Below are 14,483 nucleotides of genomic sequence, written 5' to 3' on the forward strand. Positions count from 1 at the left end.
AAGCAGGAGGGTAAACGTCATGGCACAACACGGCGCACTGGCGACACTGAAAGATTTAGCTGAAAAAGAGGTGGATGATGCCGCACTCCTGTTGGGTGAAATGCGGCGCGGATTTCAGCAGGCGGAAGAACAGTTGAAGATGCTGATCGATTACCAGCATGAATACCGAACCAACCTCAACACCGACATGGGACAAGGGATTGCCAGCAACCGTTGGATTAACTACCAGCAATTTATTCAGACTCTGGAAAAGGCCATTGAGCAGCATCGTCATCAACTCAGCCAATGGACGCATAAAGTCGACATTGCGCTGAATAGCTGGCGTGAAAAAAAACAGCGGCTACAAGCCTGGCAAACCTTACAAGACCGACAAACCGCGGCAGCCTTACTGGCTGAAAACCGCCTGGATCAGAAAAAGATGGATGAATTTGCTCAGCGTGCAGCCATGAGGAAACCTGAATGATCACATTGCCCCCACTGGTAAGCACTGAGACCGACGTCACCGGCGGATCACACACTGGAAAAACCGGCGACACCGCGCAGGATTTCCTGACGTTGCTGGCGGGCGCGTTAGGCGCGAACGACACGCCAGGAAAAGAGGTTCCGTTGTCGTTTGCCGACCTACCGACTGCAGGCCACTCGCTGCAAAAAGGACTGTTGTCTCAGCATGGCGAGACTTCCCACGCCGAAAAACTGGCCGACCTGCTGGCGCGCCAGGATCTGACTGCTGACGAAACGTTGACCACCTTGACGGACGCGCAGCAGTGGCTTTCCACGCTCACGCCGACGATGAAAAACAGCGCGCTGACGGCGCTGAATAAATCCGTGCAAGCGGATGATAAAACACCGGCTCTCAGCGACGAAGACCTCGCAAATCTGAGCGCGTTGTTTGCCATGTTGCCCGGACAACCGAGCGTAACGCCCGTCAACAGCGGCACCGCGCCCCAACGCGGTGATTCGCTAACCGCAACGTTGCGTGGCGAGAATCGTCAGACAGATCAAGAGTTCGCCTTTACGTTACCTTCTGGCGACGGGAAAAAAGAGAAGACGGATGTTGTAACCCACAACGCAGGCACAGAGACCGGTCAGGCTCAGCCGTTGACGCCGCTGGTCGTCGCAGCCACTGCCAAAGCCGATCTCGAAAGCAGTCCTTCCTCAGTGACGCCAGGTCTTGCAATGACAGCGGTCAGCAGCCCGGCAGCTCAACCACAGCCGCTTCCAACGGTTGCCGCGCCGGTGCTCAGTGCGCCGTTAGGTAGCCATGAATGGCAGCAATCGCTGAGCCAGCACATTACGTTGTTCACCCGTCAGGGGCAGCAGAGCGCCGAACTGCGCCTACACCCGGAAGATCTGGGCCAGGTGCAAATTTCCCTGAAGCTTGATGACAACCAGGCGCAATTGCAGATGGTGTCGGCGCATAGCCATGTCCGCGCCGCGCTGGAGGCGGCATTACCGGTATTACGCACGCAACTGGCGGAAAGCGGGATCCAACTGGGTCAAAGCAGCATCAGTAGCGAAAGCTTTAGCGGGCAGCAGCACTCATCATCCCAGCAACAACAGACCGCCCGGGCGCAGGGGCAAGAGTCCCTGCTTGCCGAAGATGACGTCAATCTGGCCGTACCGGCCTCATTGCAGAACGCGTCCCGCGGCAATGGCGCGGTGGATATCTTCGCCTAACGCCAGAGGTAGCATGATTATCCGTGTCTTTTCCACGCTTTGACGGGAACAGGACACGGGATAATCAGCCAATAAGCTGTACCGAAACAGGAAGCCCGTATCAGATGACTGACTCCGCGATTAACAGAAAGAGCAAGCGCTCAATTTGGATCCCTTTGCTGGTGTTAATTACCCTCGCGGCCTGCGCGACCGCAGGTTATAGCTACTGGCGTATGCAGACACATCCGTCTGTCAGCGCAGCCGCCCAACCGGCTCCGCCAGCCGCCCCCGTGTTTTTCGCGCTGGATACGTTTACCGTCAATCTGGGCGACGCGGATCGCGTGCTGTATATCGGCGTGACGCTACGACTGAAAGATGAAGTGACCCGCTCGCGCCTCAGTGAATACCTGCCTGAAGTACGCAGCCGTTTGCTGTTGCTGTTTTCCCGCCAGGATGCCGCTGCGCTCTCCTCGGAAGACGGTAAACAAAAACTGATTGCCGCCATTAAAGAGACGCTCTCTACGCCGCTCGTTGCTGGACAACCGAAACAGGACGTCACCGACGTTCTTTATACAGCTTTTATTCTGCGGTAAAGACATGGGCGATAGTATTCTTTCTCAGGCTGAAATCGATGCGCTGCTCAACGGCGACAGCGATACCAAAGACGAACCGACCACGGGCAGCGTAAGCGAAAACGATATTCGTCCGTATGATCCCAACACTCAGCGCCGCGTGGTACGTGAGCGTCTGCAAGCGCTGGAGATCATTAACGAACGTTTCGCACGCCAGTTCCGGATGGGGCTGTTTAACCTGCTGCGTCGCAGCCCGGATATCACCGTTGGCGCAATCCGGATTCAGCCGTATCACGAATTTGCGCGTAACTTACCAGTGCCGACGAACCTGAACCTGATCCACCTGAAACCGCTGCGCGGTACGGGCCTGGTGGTGTTCTCACCGAGCCTTGTGTTTATTGCGGTGGATAACCTGTTCGGCGGCGACGGTCGCTTCCCGACCAAAGTTGAAGGCCGGGAATTTACGCACACCGAGCAGCGCGTCATTAACCGTATGCTGAAACTGGCGCTGGAAGGTTATAGCGACGCCTGGAAAGCCATTAATCCACTGGAAGTGGAGTACGTGCGCTCTGAGATGCAGGTGAAATTCACCAATATCACGACCTCTCCGAACGACATTGTGGTCAATACCCCTTTCCACGTTGAGATTGGCAACCTGACCGGTGAGTTCAACATCTGCCTCCCCTTCAGCATGATTGAACCGCTGCGGGAATTGCTGGTTAACCCACCGCTGGAAAACTCGCGCCATGAGGATCAGAACTGGCGCGACAATCTTGTGCGTCAGGTTCAGCACTCAGAACTGGAGCTGGTGGCGAACTTTGCCGACGTTCCGCTGCGTCTTTCCCAAATATTGAAGCTCAAACCCGGCGACGTACTGCCGATTGAAAAACCCGACCGCATTATTGCTCATGTGGACGGCGTACCGGTGCTGACCAGCCAGTATGGCACCGTGAACGGTCAGTATGCGTTACGTGTAGAACATCTGATCAACCCGATTTTGAATTCGCTGAATGAGGAACAGCCCAAATGAGTGACATGAATAATCCGTCCGATGACAACAATGGCGCATTGGACGATCTGTGGGCTGACGCGTTAAACGAGCAAAAAACAACGACAGGCAAAAGCGCGGCCGATGCCGTGTTCCAGCAACTGGGCGGCGGCGATGTCAGCGGCACATTGCAGGATATCGACCTGATTATGGATATTCCGGTCAAACTGACCGTTGAGCTGGGACGTACCCGTATGACGATCAAAGAGCTGCTGCGTCTGACGCAAGGCTCCGTCGTCGCACTTGACGGTCTGGCTGGGGAGCCGCTGGATATTCTGATCAACGGCTATCTGATCGCGCAAGGTGAAGTAGTGGTGGTTGCCGACAAATACGGCGTGCGCATTACTGACATCATTACGCCTTCTGAGCGTATGCGTCGTCTGAGTCGTTAATCATGAAAACCCAGGCCATTGTCTCACAACCTGCAGCCGTCCCCGGTTCGCCGCTTGCCCAGGTCAGCGGCGCATTGCTGGGGATTATTGTGCTGATTCTGGCCGCCGCGTGGGTGATTAAACGCCTCGGATTTGCGCCCAGGGGAAACAACGCCCGTGGGCTTAACGTCTCTGCCAGCGCCTCGCTCGGCCCACGTGAACGGGTAGTGATTGTGGATGTTGACGATGCACGTTTAGTGCTTGGCGTCACGGCATCCTCTATCAATTTACTCCACACCCTCCCCGCCACCGTAAAGAGCGCGGACGAAAAACCGGCCTCGCCTGCTGATTTTCAGGCCATGATGAAGAATTTGCTAAAGCGTCCAGGGAGATCCTGATGCGTCGTTTGTTATCCCTCACGCTCACGGGCGCATGGCTTTTCTCTCCCGCTGCGCTCGCTCAGTTACCCGGTCTGGTCAGCCAGCCATTACCCGGCGGCGGACAAAGCTGGACGCTTCCCGTACAAACGCTGGTGTTCATCACCTCGCTGACTTTCCTGCCCGCATTCCTGCTGATGATGACCAGTTTTACTCGCATCATCATTGTTTTTGGCCTGCTGCGTAACGCGCTGGGAACCCCGTCTGCGCCGCCAAACCAGGTCTTGTTAGGACTGGCGCTGTTCTTAACGTTTTTTATCATGTCGCCGGTGATTGATAAAATCTACGTCGATGCGTATCAGCCGTTCAGCGAAGAGAAGATTTCCATGCAGGAGGCGATGGCGAAAGGCGCGCAACCGCTGCGCGAATTTATGCTGCGCCAAACCCGCGAGGCAGATCTGGCGCTGTTTGCGCGTCTGGCAAATAGCGGACCGTTACAAGGGCCGGAAGCGGTTCCAATGCGCATCCTGCTCCCGGCTTATGTGACCAGCGAGCTGAAAACCGCATTTCAGATCGGTTTTACGATATTCATCCCTTTTTTGATCATTGACCTGGTGATCGCCAGCGTGTTGATGGCGCTCGGGATGATGATGGTTCCCCCTGCCACGATTGCGTTACCGTTTAAGCTGATGCTCTTTGTGCTGGTTGACGGCTGGCAGCTGCTGGTTGGCTCACTCGCACAAAGCTTTTACAGCTAGGGGATGAAATGACGCCTGAATCGGTCATGATGATGGGGACAGAGGCGATGAAAGTCGCCCTTGCTCTTGCCGCACCTCTCCTGCTGGTCGCCCTGGTCACGGGGTTGATTATCAGCATTTTGCAGGCGGCGACCCAGATTAACGAAATGACGCTGTCCTTCATCCCGAAAATTGTGGCGGTGTTTATTGCCATCATCGTTGCCGGTCCGTGGATGCTTAACCTGTTGCTGGATTACGTACGCACGTTATTCAACAATTTACCCTACATCATCGGGTAACACGCGCGATGTTGCAGGTAACGAGCGAACAGTGGCTATACTGGCTTAACCTTTATTTCTGGCCGCTGCTGCGCGTGCTGGCGCTTATTTCGACAGCCCCTATCCTCAGTGAACGCGCGGTGCCTAAACGGGTAAAACTGGGGCTGGGGATGATGATAACCTTTGTCATTGCCCCTTCGCTTCCCGCCACCGATGTGCCGATTTTCTCCGCCAGTGCATTGTGGCTGGCCATGCAGCAGATCATGATTGGCATTGCTCTGGGATTTACCATGCAATTTGCCTTTGCCGCCGTGCGTACCGCCGGTGAACTGATGGGATTACAGATGGGGCTCTCTTTTGCCACCTTTGTTGACCCTGCCAGCCATCTCAATATGCCCGTGCTTGCCAGAATCATCGACATGCTCGCGATGCTGCTTTTTCTGACCTTTAACGGACATTTATGGCTGATTTCGCTGCTGGTTGATACTTTTCATACCCTCCCTGTCGGCGACAATCCGGTGAACAGTAATGCGTTTCTGGTGCTCGCCCGGGCAGGCGGTATGATCTTCATCAACGGGCTTATGCTGGCCTTACCGGTGATCACCGTACTGTTAACGCTCAACCTGGCATTGGGGCTGTTAAATCGAATGGCTCCGCAGTTGTCGATCTTTGTGATTGGTTTCCCATTAACATTAACCATCGGCATATCTTTAATGGCTGCCCTCATGCCATTAATTGCCCCTTTTTGCGAACACTTATTCAGCGAGGTTTTCAATTTATTGGCTGATGTGGTGAGCGAACTTCCACGAAATAAATAACCCACAGTATTTATCCTGTTTTATTAAGGATTATCCGAAATTTAAATTTCAAAAACATCTACCAGGATATATCTGCCGCCTGTTATTTGTTTTTACCTCACTCACATAACGCAACATTTACTTTACTTTAAGATAATTCCAGGCAAATTATACGTAACTTTACGGGATAGTAAGTCCGCCTGAAAAATCGCAAAAGTGTCATATTGAACCACTATTATTGTTCAGTTAGGTTACTAAAAGATATTCAGGTAAGGGGAATTATCGTTACGCATTGAGTGAGGGTATGCCATGTCAACGATTATTATGGATCTATGCAGTTACACCCGGCTTGGATTAACCGGGTATCTGGTAAGCAGAGGGGTGAAGAAAAGGGAAATCAACGATATCGAAACCGTTGACGAACTCGCCATCGCTTGTGATTCGCACCAGCCGTCCGTGGTGTTTATTAATGAGGACTGTTTTATCCATGATCCAGCGAACAGTCAGCAAATAAAGCAAATCATTAATCAACATCCCAATACATTATTTATTGTTTTTATGGCAATTGCCAACGTACATTTTGATGAGTATTTGTTAGTCAGAAAAAATTTATTGATCAGTTCTAAATCAATCAAGCCAGATTCACTGGATGATATCCTTGGCGATATTCTGAAAAAAGAGACAGATATTTCTGAAGGCGTTAATTTACCGACGTTATCTTTAAGCCGGACTGAATCCAGTATGTTACGAATGTGGATGGCCGGCCAGGGAACCATTCAAATTTCAGACCAAATGAATATCAAAGCGAAGACCGTGTCATCCCATAAGGGGAATATTAAACGAAAGATAAAAACGCATAATAAGCAGGTTATCTATCACGTGGTACGTCTGACAGATAATGTAACAAACGGTATTTTTGTTAACATGCGCTGAAACATCCAGACTGGTGGAGTTGCCACCAGTCTGGGTAAGGTGTGCTGACGTCACCCGTTATTCTGCTTTCTCCACAAAGATGCCATCCTGATGGCCCGATTCATTAAAGAACCAGATACCGAGCGGGTAGTCTTCCAGCGAAACCAGGTACATTGTGCCTTCATTAAACTCTTCTACCGCCAGTACCACGCCAGGTCGGCGAGGACCGCCGTCCGTTTTGACTGTCACCCGATCATTCACCTTCATCGTAATCCTCCTGTGGCTTTGTGCCAGTGTAGAACAATTTCCTTTTTCTGGCAGTGTCTGCTCCGCGTGATTGCTGGTTTTCTCTACGGTCTATACTTATAAGTGCCACGGTTGAATGAGGTATTGAAGATGAAAACCGCGAAAGAGTTCAGCGATATGGCCAATCGCGATGTCAGTATCGATGTTGACGCCCTGCTGGCGGCAATTAATGAAATCAGCGAGAGCGAAATTCATCGAAGCGAAAATGACCCTGAGAAAGTCAGCGTCGATGGCCGTGATGACCATACATGGCATGAATTAGCCGACGCGTTCGAGCTTGACATTCATGACTTCAGCGTAACGGAAATCAATCGCTGACTTTAGGCGAAAAAAATCCCGGTCCTGAGGGCCGGGATCAAGCTTGCTTATGCAAGAAGCACTTGAAAATTCGTTACACCAGGAAATCTGATGTGTTTCACACCTTATCTGCAATTTTTTTGCGAGACAAGTGAATATTTTTATCATCAATGATTATTCTTATTAATGATTAATACTGAATTGAGAAATCACCTACGCACAGTCCGGGTATGGTGGGATCGTTCCCTGCCTGGCAGTCTCTGCGAACGTATTGAGTTTTAAGATTTATCCTGGTCGTAAGACTGCTGTTCACAGGTGTCGAGGTATAAAAATGTTATCAATCCTTAACCCCCTGCTGATTTTTACCGATCTGGATGGCACCTTACTGGACAGTCATACTTATGAATGGCAACCTGCAGCCGACTGGCTGGCGACCCTCCGTAAACATCGTATTCCAGTGATCCTTTGCAGCAGTAAGACCGCAGCAGAGATGCTGTACCTCCAAAACACGCTGGACCTGCAAGGGTTACCGTTCATCGCGGAAAATGGCGCCGTCATTCAGTTAGACACTCACTGGCAGACTCACCCTGATTATCCACGTCAAATCGCCGGTACGCCCCACGCAGAAATCAGTATGGTGCTGAACAAACTTCGCGACAAAGAACGCTATAAATTTACGACATTCGACGATGTTGATGAGCAGATCATTGGCGAATGGACCGGACTTAACCACACCCAATCGGCGCTGACGCGTCTGCATGAAGCTTCAGTTTCGCTTATCTGGCGTGACAGTGACGAACGCATGGCGCAATTTGCCGCGAAACTGAGCGAGCTTGGCCTGCAATTTCTCCACGGTGCGCGCTTTTGGCATGTTCTGGATACTTCCGTTGGCAAAGATCTGGCGGCAAACTGGCTGACCGGTGAGTATCAGCGGCAATGGAAGAAACACCCCATCACCCTGGGTCTGGGTGATGGGCCGAATGATGCCCCGCTTCTGGATGTTATGGATTATGCGGTGATCGTAAAAGGCCTGAACCGCGAGGGCGTCAGATTAAAGGCGGATACTCCGCAGCGGGTATACCATACGCAACAGGAAGGCCCGGAGGGCTGGCGCGAAGGGATGGATTATTTCATCGCCATGCTCTGATCGGCATCGCTGGCGCACACGCGGTTACGTCCGGTCTGTTTGGCCCAGTAGAGCCGCTGGTCTGCCAGCGACTGTAGCTGCTCAATGTCGTAATCCCCGTTTCCTGCGAACTGCTGACGCCAAACGAGGCGCTAACCCAGATGGTAGTGCTTTTCGTGACCAGGATCTCTTTACCATTGATCCGACGACGAATACGTTCCGCAATCCGCTCAGCCTGGGACAGCGTCGTCCCTGGCAGAATAATGCAGAACTCCTCACCGCCGACACGCCCGGCAAGATCATGCGCGCGCAGCGTTCCGCTGATTAATCCTGCCACGTGTGAAAGCACCCGATCGCCGGCCTGATGCCCAAAACGGTCATTCACGCTCTTGAAGTGATCCAGATCGAACTGGATCACCGAGAAAGGCTGTTTCCCCTCACGGCTACGTTTTGCCTGGGTGCGCGCCTTTTCAAACAGGCCTCCCCGGTTATACAGCCGGGTCAGAGTGTCATGCCAGGCCTGCCATTGCAGCGAGTTTTGCATTACAAACATATTGCTGACCATATGCCGGATAACGCCCCACGAAATCAGTAACATGGCCGTAACGAGCATCCACAATAACCCCAATGCGATACTGATGCTGCCAAAGTCCCCCTTCAGCCCTTCTTTTAAGGTATGCACACGCACCAGCACGCCATCGAAATTGTCCAGTCGCTCCCAACTGATGTAGCGACTTCCCACGCGCATGCCGCCAGTCGTGTCTTTCGCCATATCGGCGACGAGCATGGCTTGCTCCTGCTCATCAAACACGTTGACCTTGCGTTTTTCCTTTGTTGAGGTGGTCAGCAGACGGAATTGGCTGTCGTAGAGTTGGTACTCACCTTCCACGTCTTTTACGATGGCGTCTTCCAGAAAGCGCTTTATTGATAAAACAGGGATGTCCATAGCCAGCACGCCATACCAGTAATTCTGGTGATCCAGCGGGACACTGACCGTGACCATTTGCTGCCCTTCACGCGTTGGATTTGCGGAGGAGGTAAACCAACGAACGCCGCGCTGCGGATTCAGTCGTTGAGTCTGTTGCTTAAACCACGGCTGCGTCACATAGCCATAATAGCGGGTAAGAATGTCCGCACTGTGCAGGGTAGGTGTGTTGCCACATAGAATCCTGAGCGCGACACATACATCGCCTGATGGGCTATTGAGGCGGATGAATGGGCCAGACGCATCAGATAACCGGACTCCAGCGCGGCCGTCAGCTCATTCGCCAGATTCGCGTTATCACGGGTGAGAAGAGTCGCCTGGTCGACAAGCTCATCAGATACGCCATTTAGCGACAGTGTGCGACGTCGGTCGAGCTCTAATTGCCAGAAACGCTGCTTTCGTAATTGCTCAAATTGGGTGACGGCGCCATGTAATACCGCAAAATCGAGCGGTGTAATCAGCGCATCATGCATGCCGTTTCGCAAAAAAATCAGTTTATCTACATTGAATTGCAGTTGTCGGTCCAGGACGTTCGCGACGCTATCCAGGTGATTTTGTTGGCTGGAAATGTAGGCGTCTTCAAGCACAGCGATCTCACGCCAGGTGAGTAAGGTAGAAAAGATCATCACCACCACAAAACAGAGATTTACGACGTGTCCGGGCCTGAAACGTCGGAGAGACTTTTTCAGCCAGCTCCTGTTTTCCATCGTTGTCTCTTGCAGCACTCTGGCGACTCCCTGATAGTTGAACGTCCTTATCCTGACATAACCCGGCCGCCATGTGTTGCATTACAACCGTATTATTGTTTACAAAAAATAAAACGCCCGGCATTCACCGGGCGTTTCTGCATCAGGCATCGTCCCAAATTCGCCTTCCGTCACCCGGCACGAGTTCACTCTCATGGAATGCTTCCCGTTTTACGCCAAAACCGTCATACCAACGGCACTCGACCATTCCACTGGAATAACCGGTGACAATCATACGAGGCCCTCCATCTTTCATGGTCACCTCCTCGCTGACAACAAACACCATACCTGCCTCCTCTTCAGGTGAAACTGTTTCACCTTAGACGACGATGGCTTTTTTTGCGTACTTTGCCGAGGTGCAATTAGTGCGATACGCCACGAACGCGCGCAATCGCTTTTACCAGAGCAACAACGATGGCGCCCACGATGAAGCCCAGCACGAGGTTAAGCAGCGTTGGAAGGCTGAGTGCAATAAACGCGCTTTGCTGCTGGGCAAAATGTTCGATGGCATGGTGTAACGGCGCGATGCCGTGTACCACAATTCCTCCCCCCACCAAAAACATCGCAAGTGTTCCTATAATGGACAATGCTTTCATCAGCCAGGGCGCAACAACTAGCAACCCTTTCCCCACAAGTTGTGCCATCACACTGGTTTTTTCCACCAGCCAGAATCCCATATCGTCCAGTTTTACGATGATCCCCACCAGTCCGTAAACACCGACGGTGACCACCAGAGCAACCCCTGATAACACCAGCACCTGATTCAGCAAGGGTGACTGCGCAACAATCCCCAGGGTAATGGCCACAATTTCGGCGGAGAGAATAAAGTCAGTCCGAATTGCCCCTTTGATTTTGTCTTTCTCAAAAGTGAGAGGATCCTGTGCGGCTATGGCCTCCAGACGCTGCTGACGTTCTGCCGGGCTTTCTTTATGTTTTCGCGCTTCGAAGGTGTGGAGCACTTTTTCCACCCCTTCGAAGCAGAGAAATGCCCCGCCAATCATCAGTAACGGGGTGATGGCCCAGGGAATAAAAGCACTGATGAGCAGCGCCAGAGGTACGAGGATCACTTTGTTTACCAGCGAACCTTTGGCCACACTCCAGACAACAGGAAGCTCACGGTTAGCCCGGACGCCAGAGACCTGCTGCGCGTTGAGTGATAAATCATCGCCCAGCACACCGGCTGTTTTTTTCGCTGCCAGTTTTCCCATCATAGAGACATCGTCCAACAACGTGGCGATATCGTCGAGCAACGTGAGTAAGCTACTTCCTGCCAAGATGATTCCCTCTGTGTTTTTCTTTTTGACACTGCAAGTATGAAGTAAAACAGATAAAGCTGAAACCGAACGTTAATGCAACATTTTTCTAACAAAATGGAGTAATTATAAATCTCGCCAGAAAGATAGTTTTGCAGTTAACTATGTTGCTCCTTTTTATTTCCACCGTGAGGGTTTATGCGCTTCAGGCAGTTGTTACCACTTTTTAGCGCGCTTTTCGCGCTGTACATTATTTGGGGTTCCACGTACTTCGTGATCCGTATTGGGGTAGAAAGTTGGCCGCCGTTGATGATGGCTGCCGTGCGTTTTCTGTCTGCCGGTATCCTTCTTATCGCATTTTTACTCCTTCGCGGGCACAAGCTCCCTCCCCTGCGCCCGCTGCTTAATGCGGCGCTGATTGGCATTCTGCTGCTGGCGGTCGGCAATGGACTGGTCACCGTCGCAGAACATCAGAACGTCCCTTCCGGTATCGCCGCCGTCGTCGTCGCTACCGTTCCGCTCTTTACGCTCTGCTTCAGCCACTTTTTTGGTATTCAAACCCGAAAATTAGAGTGGATAGGCATCGCCATTGGTCTTGCGGGGATCATCATGCTTAACAGCGGTGGAAACTTAAGCGGGAATCCCTGGGGCGCGGTATTGATTCTGATGGGTTCAATGAGCTGGGCATTTGGTTCGGTCTACGGTTCACGCATTGCGTTACCTGTCGGAATGATGGCGGGAGCCATTGAGATGCTTGCCGCAGGCGTGGTGCTCATGTGCGCGTCGTTTATCTCGGGCGAAAAACTCACCGCCACGCCGACGCTTTCCGGCTTTTTAGCGGTGGGCTATCTTGCGCTTTTTGGCTCCATCATCGCGATCAACGCATACATGTATCTGATACGCAATGTCAGTCCCGCTCTGGCTACCAGTTACGCCTATGTTAACCCGGTTGTCGCGGTATTACTGGGAACAGGGCTTGGCGGTGAAAGCCTCGCGTTTATCGAGTGGCTGGCGCTGGGAGTGATTGTCTTTGCGGTAGTACTGGTCACGCTGGGTAAATATCTGTTTCCTGCCAAACCGGTCATCGTCGCGGCTGAATCCGAAAAGTCATTCCAGTAAGTGAATACCCTGAGTGTCGATCTGCGCCGCGGCGCCGCCCCCGCAGATCCACTCCTCAATCCGCTCAGATAACGCCGCATCATCGAGTTTATCCCGCCCACGCAAAGCGCATTCCCACAAAATCAATACTCGCCAACCCAGCGCCTGCAGTTGCAGAAGATCCCGCCTGTCCCGTTCGACGTTTTTACCAATCTTCTCCAGCCAGAAGGCAGTACGCGTGGCTGGCACCCTGAACAGATAGCAATGGTGATGGTGCCAGAAACATCCGTGGGTGAAGATGACACAATGGTACTCGTCAACGACAAAGTCAGGCCGTCCGGGAAGGGTTGCATCCTGTACGCGAAACGCAATTCCCTGTTCAATAAGCAGGCTGGCAAGACGCCTTTCGATCGCCGTATCGCGGGTCGCTATCGCCCGCATATTTTTACTGCGCGTCGCTTTATCGTGTACGTCCGCCATGCTGACTCTCTTGCTTACGTAGCGCAACGGCCTGTTTGATTTTCGGTTCCAGTAATTTAGCCACCGCAGCAAATGCAGGAACCACCACAGAGTTGCCAAACTGACGATAGGCTTGGGTATCTGACACCGGGATTCGGAACTGATAACCCTGCGGCGTCTCAAATCCCATTAACCGGGCGCACTCTCTGGGGGTTAATCTGCGTGGACGATACTGCTGGTTATGCGGCTCGTCGAAATCACGCTCACCCAACGCCATATCCCAACCACGATCGATTAATATTTCCGCACCATCCTTATAATAACGCGCAGACAGCGTTCGCGTTACACTCTCAGGGTTGGAGGGATAGACCATCCCATAACCAAATCCATTTCCCCGCGCCTGATGCTTTTTCGCGTAGCGGTACAGATACTTCCACAAAACCGGCGTCAAAACGTATTTTGCTTCAACGGCAGGTTCAAGCAGTTCTGCAAGCGTGATGCGACGCTGCGGAAAGCGCGACACAATATCCCGCAATGTAAAATCAGCTTTCAGTTCCAAATCGCGCCGAAATCCAACCAGGACAATGCGTTCGCGGTGCTGAGGTAAGAAATGTCGCCCATCGATGATCTTCGGATCATCAGGACCGTTATCTGCGGCATCCGCCACGTCGTAACCCAGTTCATCAAGGGTCTGCATAATAATACGGAACGTTTTTCCCTGATCGTGGCTCTTCAGGTTCTTTACGTTCTCAAGCACGAAAATCGCAGGGCGACAGGCATCAATGATCCGCGCCACGTCAAAGAACAGCGTACCTTGCGTATCACAGGCAAAACCATGTGCGCGGCCCATCGCATTTTTCTTTGATACCCCGGCAAGCGAAAACGGCTGGCAGGGAAAGCCCGCCAGCAGAACATCATGCTGCGGTATACGCTGGCGAATATGTTCAGCGGCCTGTGAGTCCGTCACGCCATCACGATGACTCAGAGTGATGTCGCGAATATCTTCATTGAAATGATGAGTTTGGGGATCGCAGTAGTAGTTTGCTTTATACGTTCGCACTGCGTGTTTATTCCATTCGCTGGTAAACACACATTGCCCGCCTATCGCTTCAAATCCACGGCGTATTCCGCCGATTCCGGCAAAAAGATCGATAAAGCGAAAAGCATAATGGGGATGATGCGCCGGCGGCGTCGGCAGCAACGTTTTAAGATGAGCAAATTCGCCATCGCTCAACCGATGCCATGCAGCATTCGCCACAACGCGTTTTAAAATGGCCGGGCTCCAGTGATTTTCCCCAACGCTATTAAGGTGCGCCACCAGCGTTTTCACATCATAGATTTCCAGCAATTTATCCAGCATTGCCTGAACCGCGACGTCGGTATTGTCTGTCATCAGATCCTGAACGCCTGTTACTGAAAGATTATCCTGCATACATTTAACCGGCCAAAATTGATATTCGACAGG

At 52.1% G+C, this 14,483-nt stretch carries 17 protein-coding genes and 2 pseudogenes; 13 read left to right on the forward strand and 6 right to left on the reverse strand.

All coding sequences use genetic code 11. The features are described 5' to 3' along the window. Positions 1-19: 19 nt before the first annotated feature. The 10 genes and pseudogenes from fliJ (at position 20) to rcsA (ending at position 6,769) form a co-directional block, all read left to right on the forward strand. Positions 20-463 carry a flagellar export protein FliJ gene (gene fliJ, locus CJP72_RS20590; protein WP_162383185.1) on the forward strand — a complete coding sequence of 148 codons (444 nt, stop codon included), beginning with the start codon at positions 20-22 and terminating at the stop codon, positions 461-463. Then, positions 460-1,677: a flagellar hook length control protein FliK gene (gene fliK / locus CJP72_RS20595; protein WP_162383186.1), complete on the forward strand. Its 1,218-nt coding sequence runs from the start codon at positions 460-462 to the stop codon at positions 1,675-1,677. Before fliJ ends, fliK begins: the two co-directional genes overlap by 4 nt. Before the next feature lie 104 nt (positions 1,678-1,781). Next, entirely contained in the window at positions 1,782-2,249 is a 468-nt protein-coding gene (fliL, locus tag CJP72_RS20600; RefSeq protein WP_162383187.1) for a flagellar basal body-associated protein FliL, read from the forward strand. Positions 2,250-2,253: 4 nt separating this feature from the next. Next, positions 2,254-3,258, forward strand: a complete 1,005-nt coding sequence (gene fliM / locus CJP72_RS20605; RefSeq protein ID WP_162383188.1) for a flagellar motor switch protein FliM — start codon at positions 2,254-2,256, stop codon at positions 3,256-3,258. Beyond that, positions 3,255-3,668 (forward strand): flagellar motor switch protein FliN, encoded by a 414-nt coding sequence (gene fliN / locus CJP72_RS20610; RefSeq protein WP_162383189.1) that lies wholly within the window; start codon positions 3,255-3,257, stop codon positions 3,666-3,668. The genes fliM and fliN overlap by 4 nt, the downstream gene beginning before the upstream one ends. Continuing rightward, the gene (gene fliO, locus CJP72_RS20615; protein WP_162383219.1) at positions 3,668-4,045 is read left to right on the forward strand and encodes a flagellar biosynthetic protein FliO; all 378 of its coding nucleotides are present in this window, start codon (positions 3,668-3,670) and stop codon (positions 4,043-4,045) included. Before fliN ends, fliO begins: the two co-directional genes overlap by 1 nt. Next, positions 4,045-4,782: a flagellar type III secretion system pore protein FliP gene (gene fliP, locus CJP72_RS20620; protein WP_162383190.1), complete on the forward strand. Its 738-nt coding sequence runs from the start codon at positions 4,045-4,047 to the stop codon at positions 4,780-4,782. Before fliO ends, fliP begins: the two co-directional genes overlap by 1 nt. An 8-nt stretch (positions 4,783-4,790) precedes the next feature. Beyond that, a complete protein-coding gene (gene fliQ, locus CJP72_RS20625) occupies positions 4,791-5,060 on the forward strand; it encodes a flagellar biosynthesis protein FliQ (protein ID WP_162383191.1) in 270 nt (89 codons plus the stop codon). A gap of 8 nt (positions 5,061-5,068) precedes the next feature. Then, positions 5,069-5,845, forward strand: a pseudogene (gene fliR / locus CJP72_RS20630) (flagellar biosynthetic protein FliR); the annotation flags it as partial. Positions 5,846-6,145: 300 nt separating this feature from the next. Continuing rightward, a complete protein-coding gene (rcsA, locus tag CJP72_RS20635) occupies positions 6,146-6,769 on the forward strand; it encodes a transcriptional regulator RcsA (RefSeq protein WP_162383193.1) in 624 nt (207 codons plus the stop codon). Positions 6,770-6,826: 57 nt separating this feature from the next. Here rcsA and dsrB read toward each other — a convergent pair whose 3' ends face one another. Next, positions 6,827-7,015, reverse strand: a complete 189-nt coding sequence (dsrB, locus tag CJP72_RS20640) for a protein DsrB (RefSeq protein ID WP_024132722.1) — start codon at positions 7,013-7,015, stop codon at positions 6,827-6,829. 129 nt (positions 7,016-7,144) lie between these two features. Here dsrB and yodD point away from each other — a divergent pair, with 129 nt between their 5' ends. After that, positions 7,145-7,372 carry a YodD family peroxide/acid resistance protein gene (gene yodD, locus CJP72_RS20645; protein ID WP_162383194.1) on the forward strand — a complete coding sequence of 76 codons (228 nt, stop codon included), beginning with the start codon at positions 7,145-7,147 and terminating at the stop codon, positions 7,370-7,372. Between the two features lie 310 nt (positions 7,373-7,682). Then, a complete protein-coding gene (locus CJP72_RS20650) occupies positions 7,683-8,498 on the forward strand; it encodes a mannosyl-3-phosphoglycerate phosphatase-related protein (protein ID WP_162383195.1) in 816 nt (271 codons plus the stop codon). Here the strand turns inward: CJP72_RS20650 and dgcQ are convergent. The 3 genes and pseudogenes from dgcQ to CJP72_RS20665 all read right to left on the reverse strand — a co-directional run bounded on the left by dgcQ (position 8,477) and on the right by CJP72_RS20665 (position 11,488). Further along, positions 8,477-10,169, reverse strand: a pseudogene (gene dgcQ, locus CJP72_RS20655) (cellulose biosynthesis regulator diguanylate cyclase DgcQ). The gene CJP72_RS20650 and the pseudogene dgcQ overlap by 22 nt on opposite strands. A gap of 142 nt (positions 10,170-10,311) precedes the next feature. Further along, positions 10,312-10,494 carry a YodC family protein gene (locus tag CJP72_RS20660; RefSeq protein WP_162383196.1) on the reverse strand — a complete coding sequence of 61 codons (183 nt, stop codon included), beginning with the start codon at positions 10,492-10,494 and terminating at the stop codon, positions 10,312-10,314. 76 nt (positions 10,495-10,570) lie between these two features. Next, on the reverse strand, positions 10,571-11,488 hold the full coding sequence (locus tag CJP72_RS20665; protein WP_342212337.1) for a DUF808 domain-containing protein: 918 nt from the start codon (positions 11,486-11,488) through the stop codon (positions 10,571-10,573). 171 nt (positions 11,489-11,659) lie between these two features. On the opposite strand from CJP72_RS20665, the gene yedA reads away from it, so the two are divergent. Then, on the forward strand, positions 11,660-12,580 hold the full coding sequence (gene yedA, locus CJP72_RS20670) for a drug/metabolite exporter YedA (protein WP_162383198.1): 921 nt from the start codon (positions 11,660-11,662) through the stop codon (positions 12,578-12,580). On the opposite strand, the gene CJP72_RS20675 is transcribed toward yedA, so the two are convergent. Together CJP72_RS20675 and CJP72_RS20680 are read right to left on the reverse strand one after the other, a co-directional pair. After that, entirely contained in the window at positions 12,569-13,039 is a 471-nt protein-coding gene (locus tag CJP72_RS20675) for a very short patch repair endonuclease (protein WP_162383199.1), read from the reverse strand. The two genes, yedA and CJP72_RS20675, sit on opposite strands and share 12 nt — an antisense overlap. Continuing rightward, the gene (locus CJP72_RS20680; protein WP_162383200.1) at positions 13,020-14,450 is read right to left on the reverse strand and encodes a DNA cytosine methyltransferase; all 1,431 of its coding nucleotides are present in this window, start codon (positions 14,448-14,450) and stop codon (positions 13,020-13,022) included. Before CJP72_RS20680 ends, CJP72_RS20675 begins: the two co-directional genes overlap by 20 nt. Between the last annotated feature and the right edge of the window lie 33 nt (positions 14,451-14,483).

It is taken from the genome of Citrobacter sp. NCU1, assembly GCF_010231475.1.
Classification (GTDB): Bacteria; Pseudomonadota; Gammaproteobacteria; order Enterobacterales; family Enterobacteriaceae; genus Citrobacter_D.

What these genes read in the sequence shown, in the direction of transcription:
- fliJ (WP_162383185.1), top strand. Translation starts at nt 20, where the DNA reads ATGGCACAACACGGCGCACTGGCGACACTGAAAGATTTAGCTGAAAAA.
- fliK (WP_162383186.1), top strand. Translation starts at nt 460, where the DNA reads ATGATCACATTGCCCCCACTGGTAAGCACTGAGACCGACGTCACCGGC.
- fliL (WP_162383187.1), top strand. Translation starts at nt 1,782, where the DNA reads ATGACTGACTCCGCGATTAACAGAAAGAGCAAGCGCTCAATTTGGATC.
- fliM (WP_162383188.1), top strand. Translation starts at nt 2,254, where the DNA reads ATGGGCGATAGTATTCTTTCTCAGGCTGAAATCGATGCGCTGCTCAAC.
- fliN (WP_162383189.1), top strand. Translation starts at nt 3,255, where the DNA reads ATGAGTGACATGAATAATCCGTCCGATGACAACAATGGCGCATTGGAC.
- fliP (WP_162383190.1), top strand. Translation starts at nt 4,045, where the DNA reads ATGCGTCGTTTGTTATCCCTCACGCTCACGGGCGCATGGCTTTTCTCT.
- fliQ (WP_162383191.1), top strand. Translation starts at nt 4,791, where the DNA reads ATGACGCCTGAATCGGTCATGATGATGGGGACAGAGGCGATGAAAGTC.
- rcsA (WP_162383193.1), top strand. Translation starts at nt 6,146, where the DNA reads ATGTCAACGATTATTATGGATCTATGCAGTTACACCCGGCTTGGATTA.
- dsrB (WP_024132722.1), bottom strand. Translation starts at nt 7,015, where the DNA reads ATGAAGGTGAATGATCGGGTGACAGTCAAAACGGACGGCGGTCCTCGC.
- yodD (WP_162383194.1), top strand. Translation starts at nt 7,145, where the DNA reads ATGAAAACCGCGAAAGAGTTCAGCGATATGGCCAATCGCGATGTCAGT.
- CJP72_RS20650 (WP_162383195.1), top strand. Translation starts at nt 7,683, where the DNA reads ATGTTATCAATCCTTAACCCCCTGCTGATTTTTACCGATCTGGATGGC.
- CJP72_RS20660 (WP_162383196.1), bottom strand. Translation starts at nt 10,494, where the DNA reads ATGGTGTTTGTTGTCAGCGAGGAGGTGACCATGAAAGATGGAGGGCCT.
- yedA (WP_162383198.1), top strand. Translation starts at nt 11,660, where the DNA reads ATGCGCTTCAGGCAGTTGTTACCACTTTTTAGCGCGCTTTTCGCGCTG.
- CJP72_RS20675 (WP_162383199.1), bottom strand. Translation starts at nt 13,039, where the DNA reads ATGGCGGACGTACACGATAAAGCGACGCGCAGTAAAAATATGCGGGCG.
- CJP72_RS20680 (WP_162383200.1), bottom strand. Translation starts at nt 14,450, where the DNA reads ATGCAGGATAATCTTTCAGTAACAGGCGTTCAGGATCTGATGACAGAC.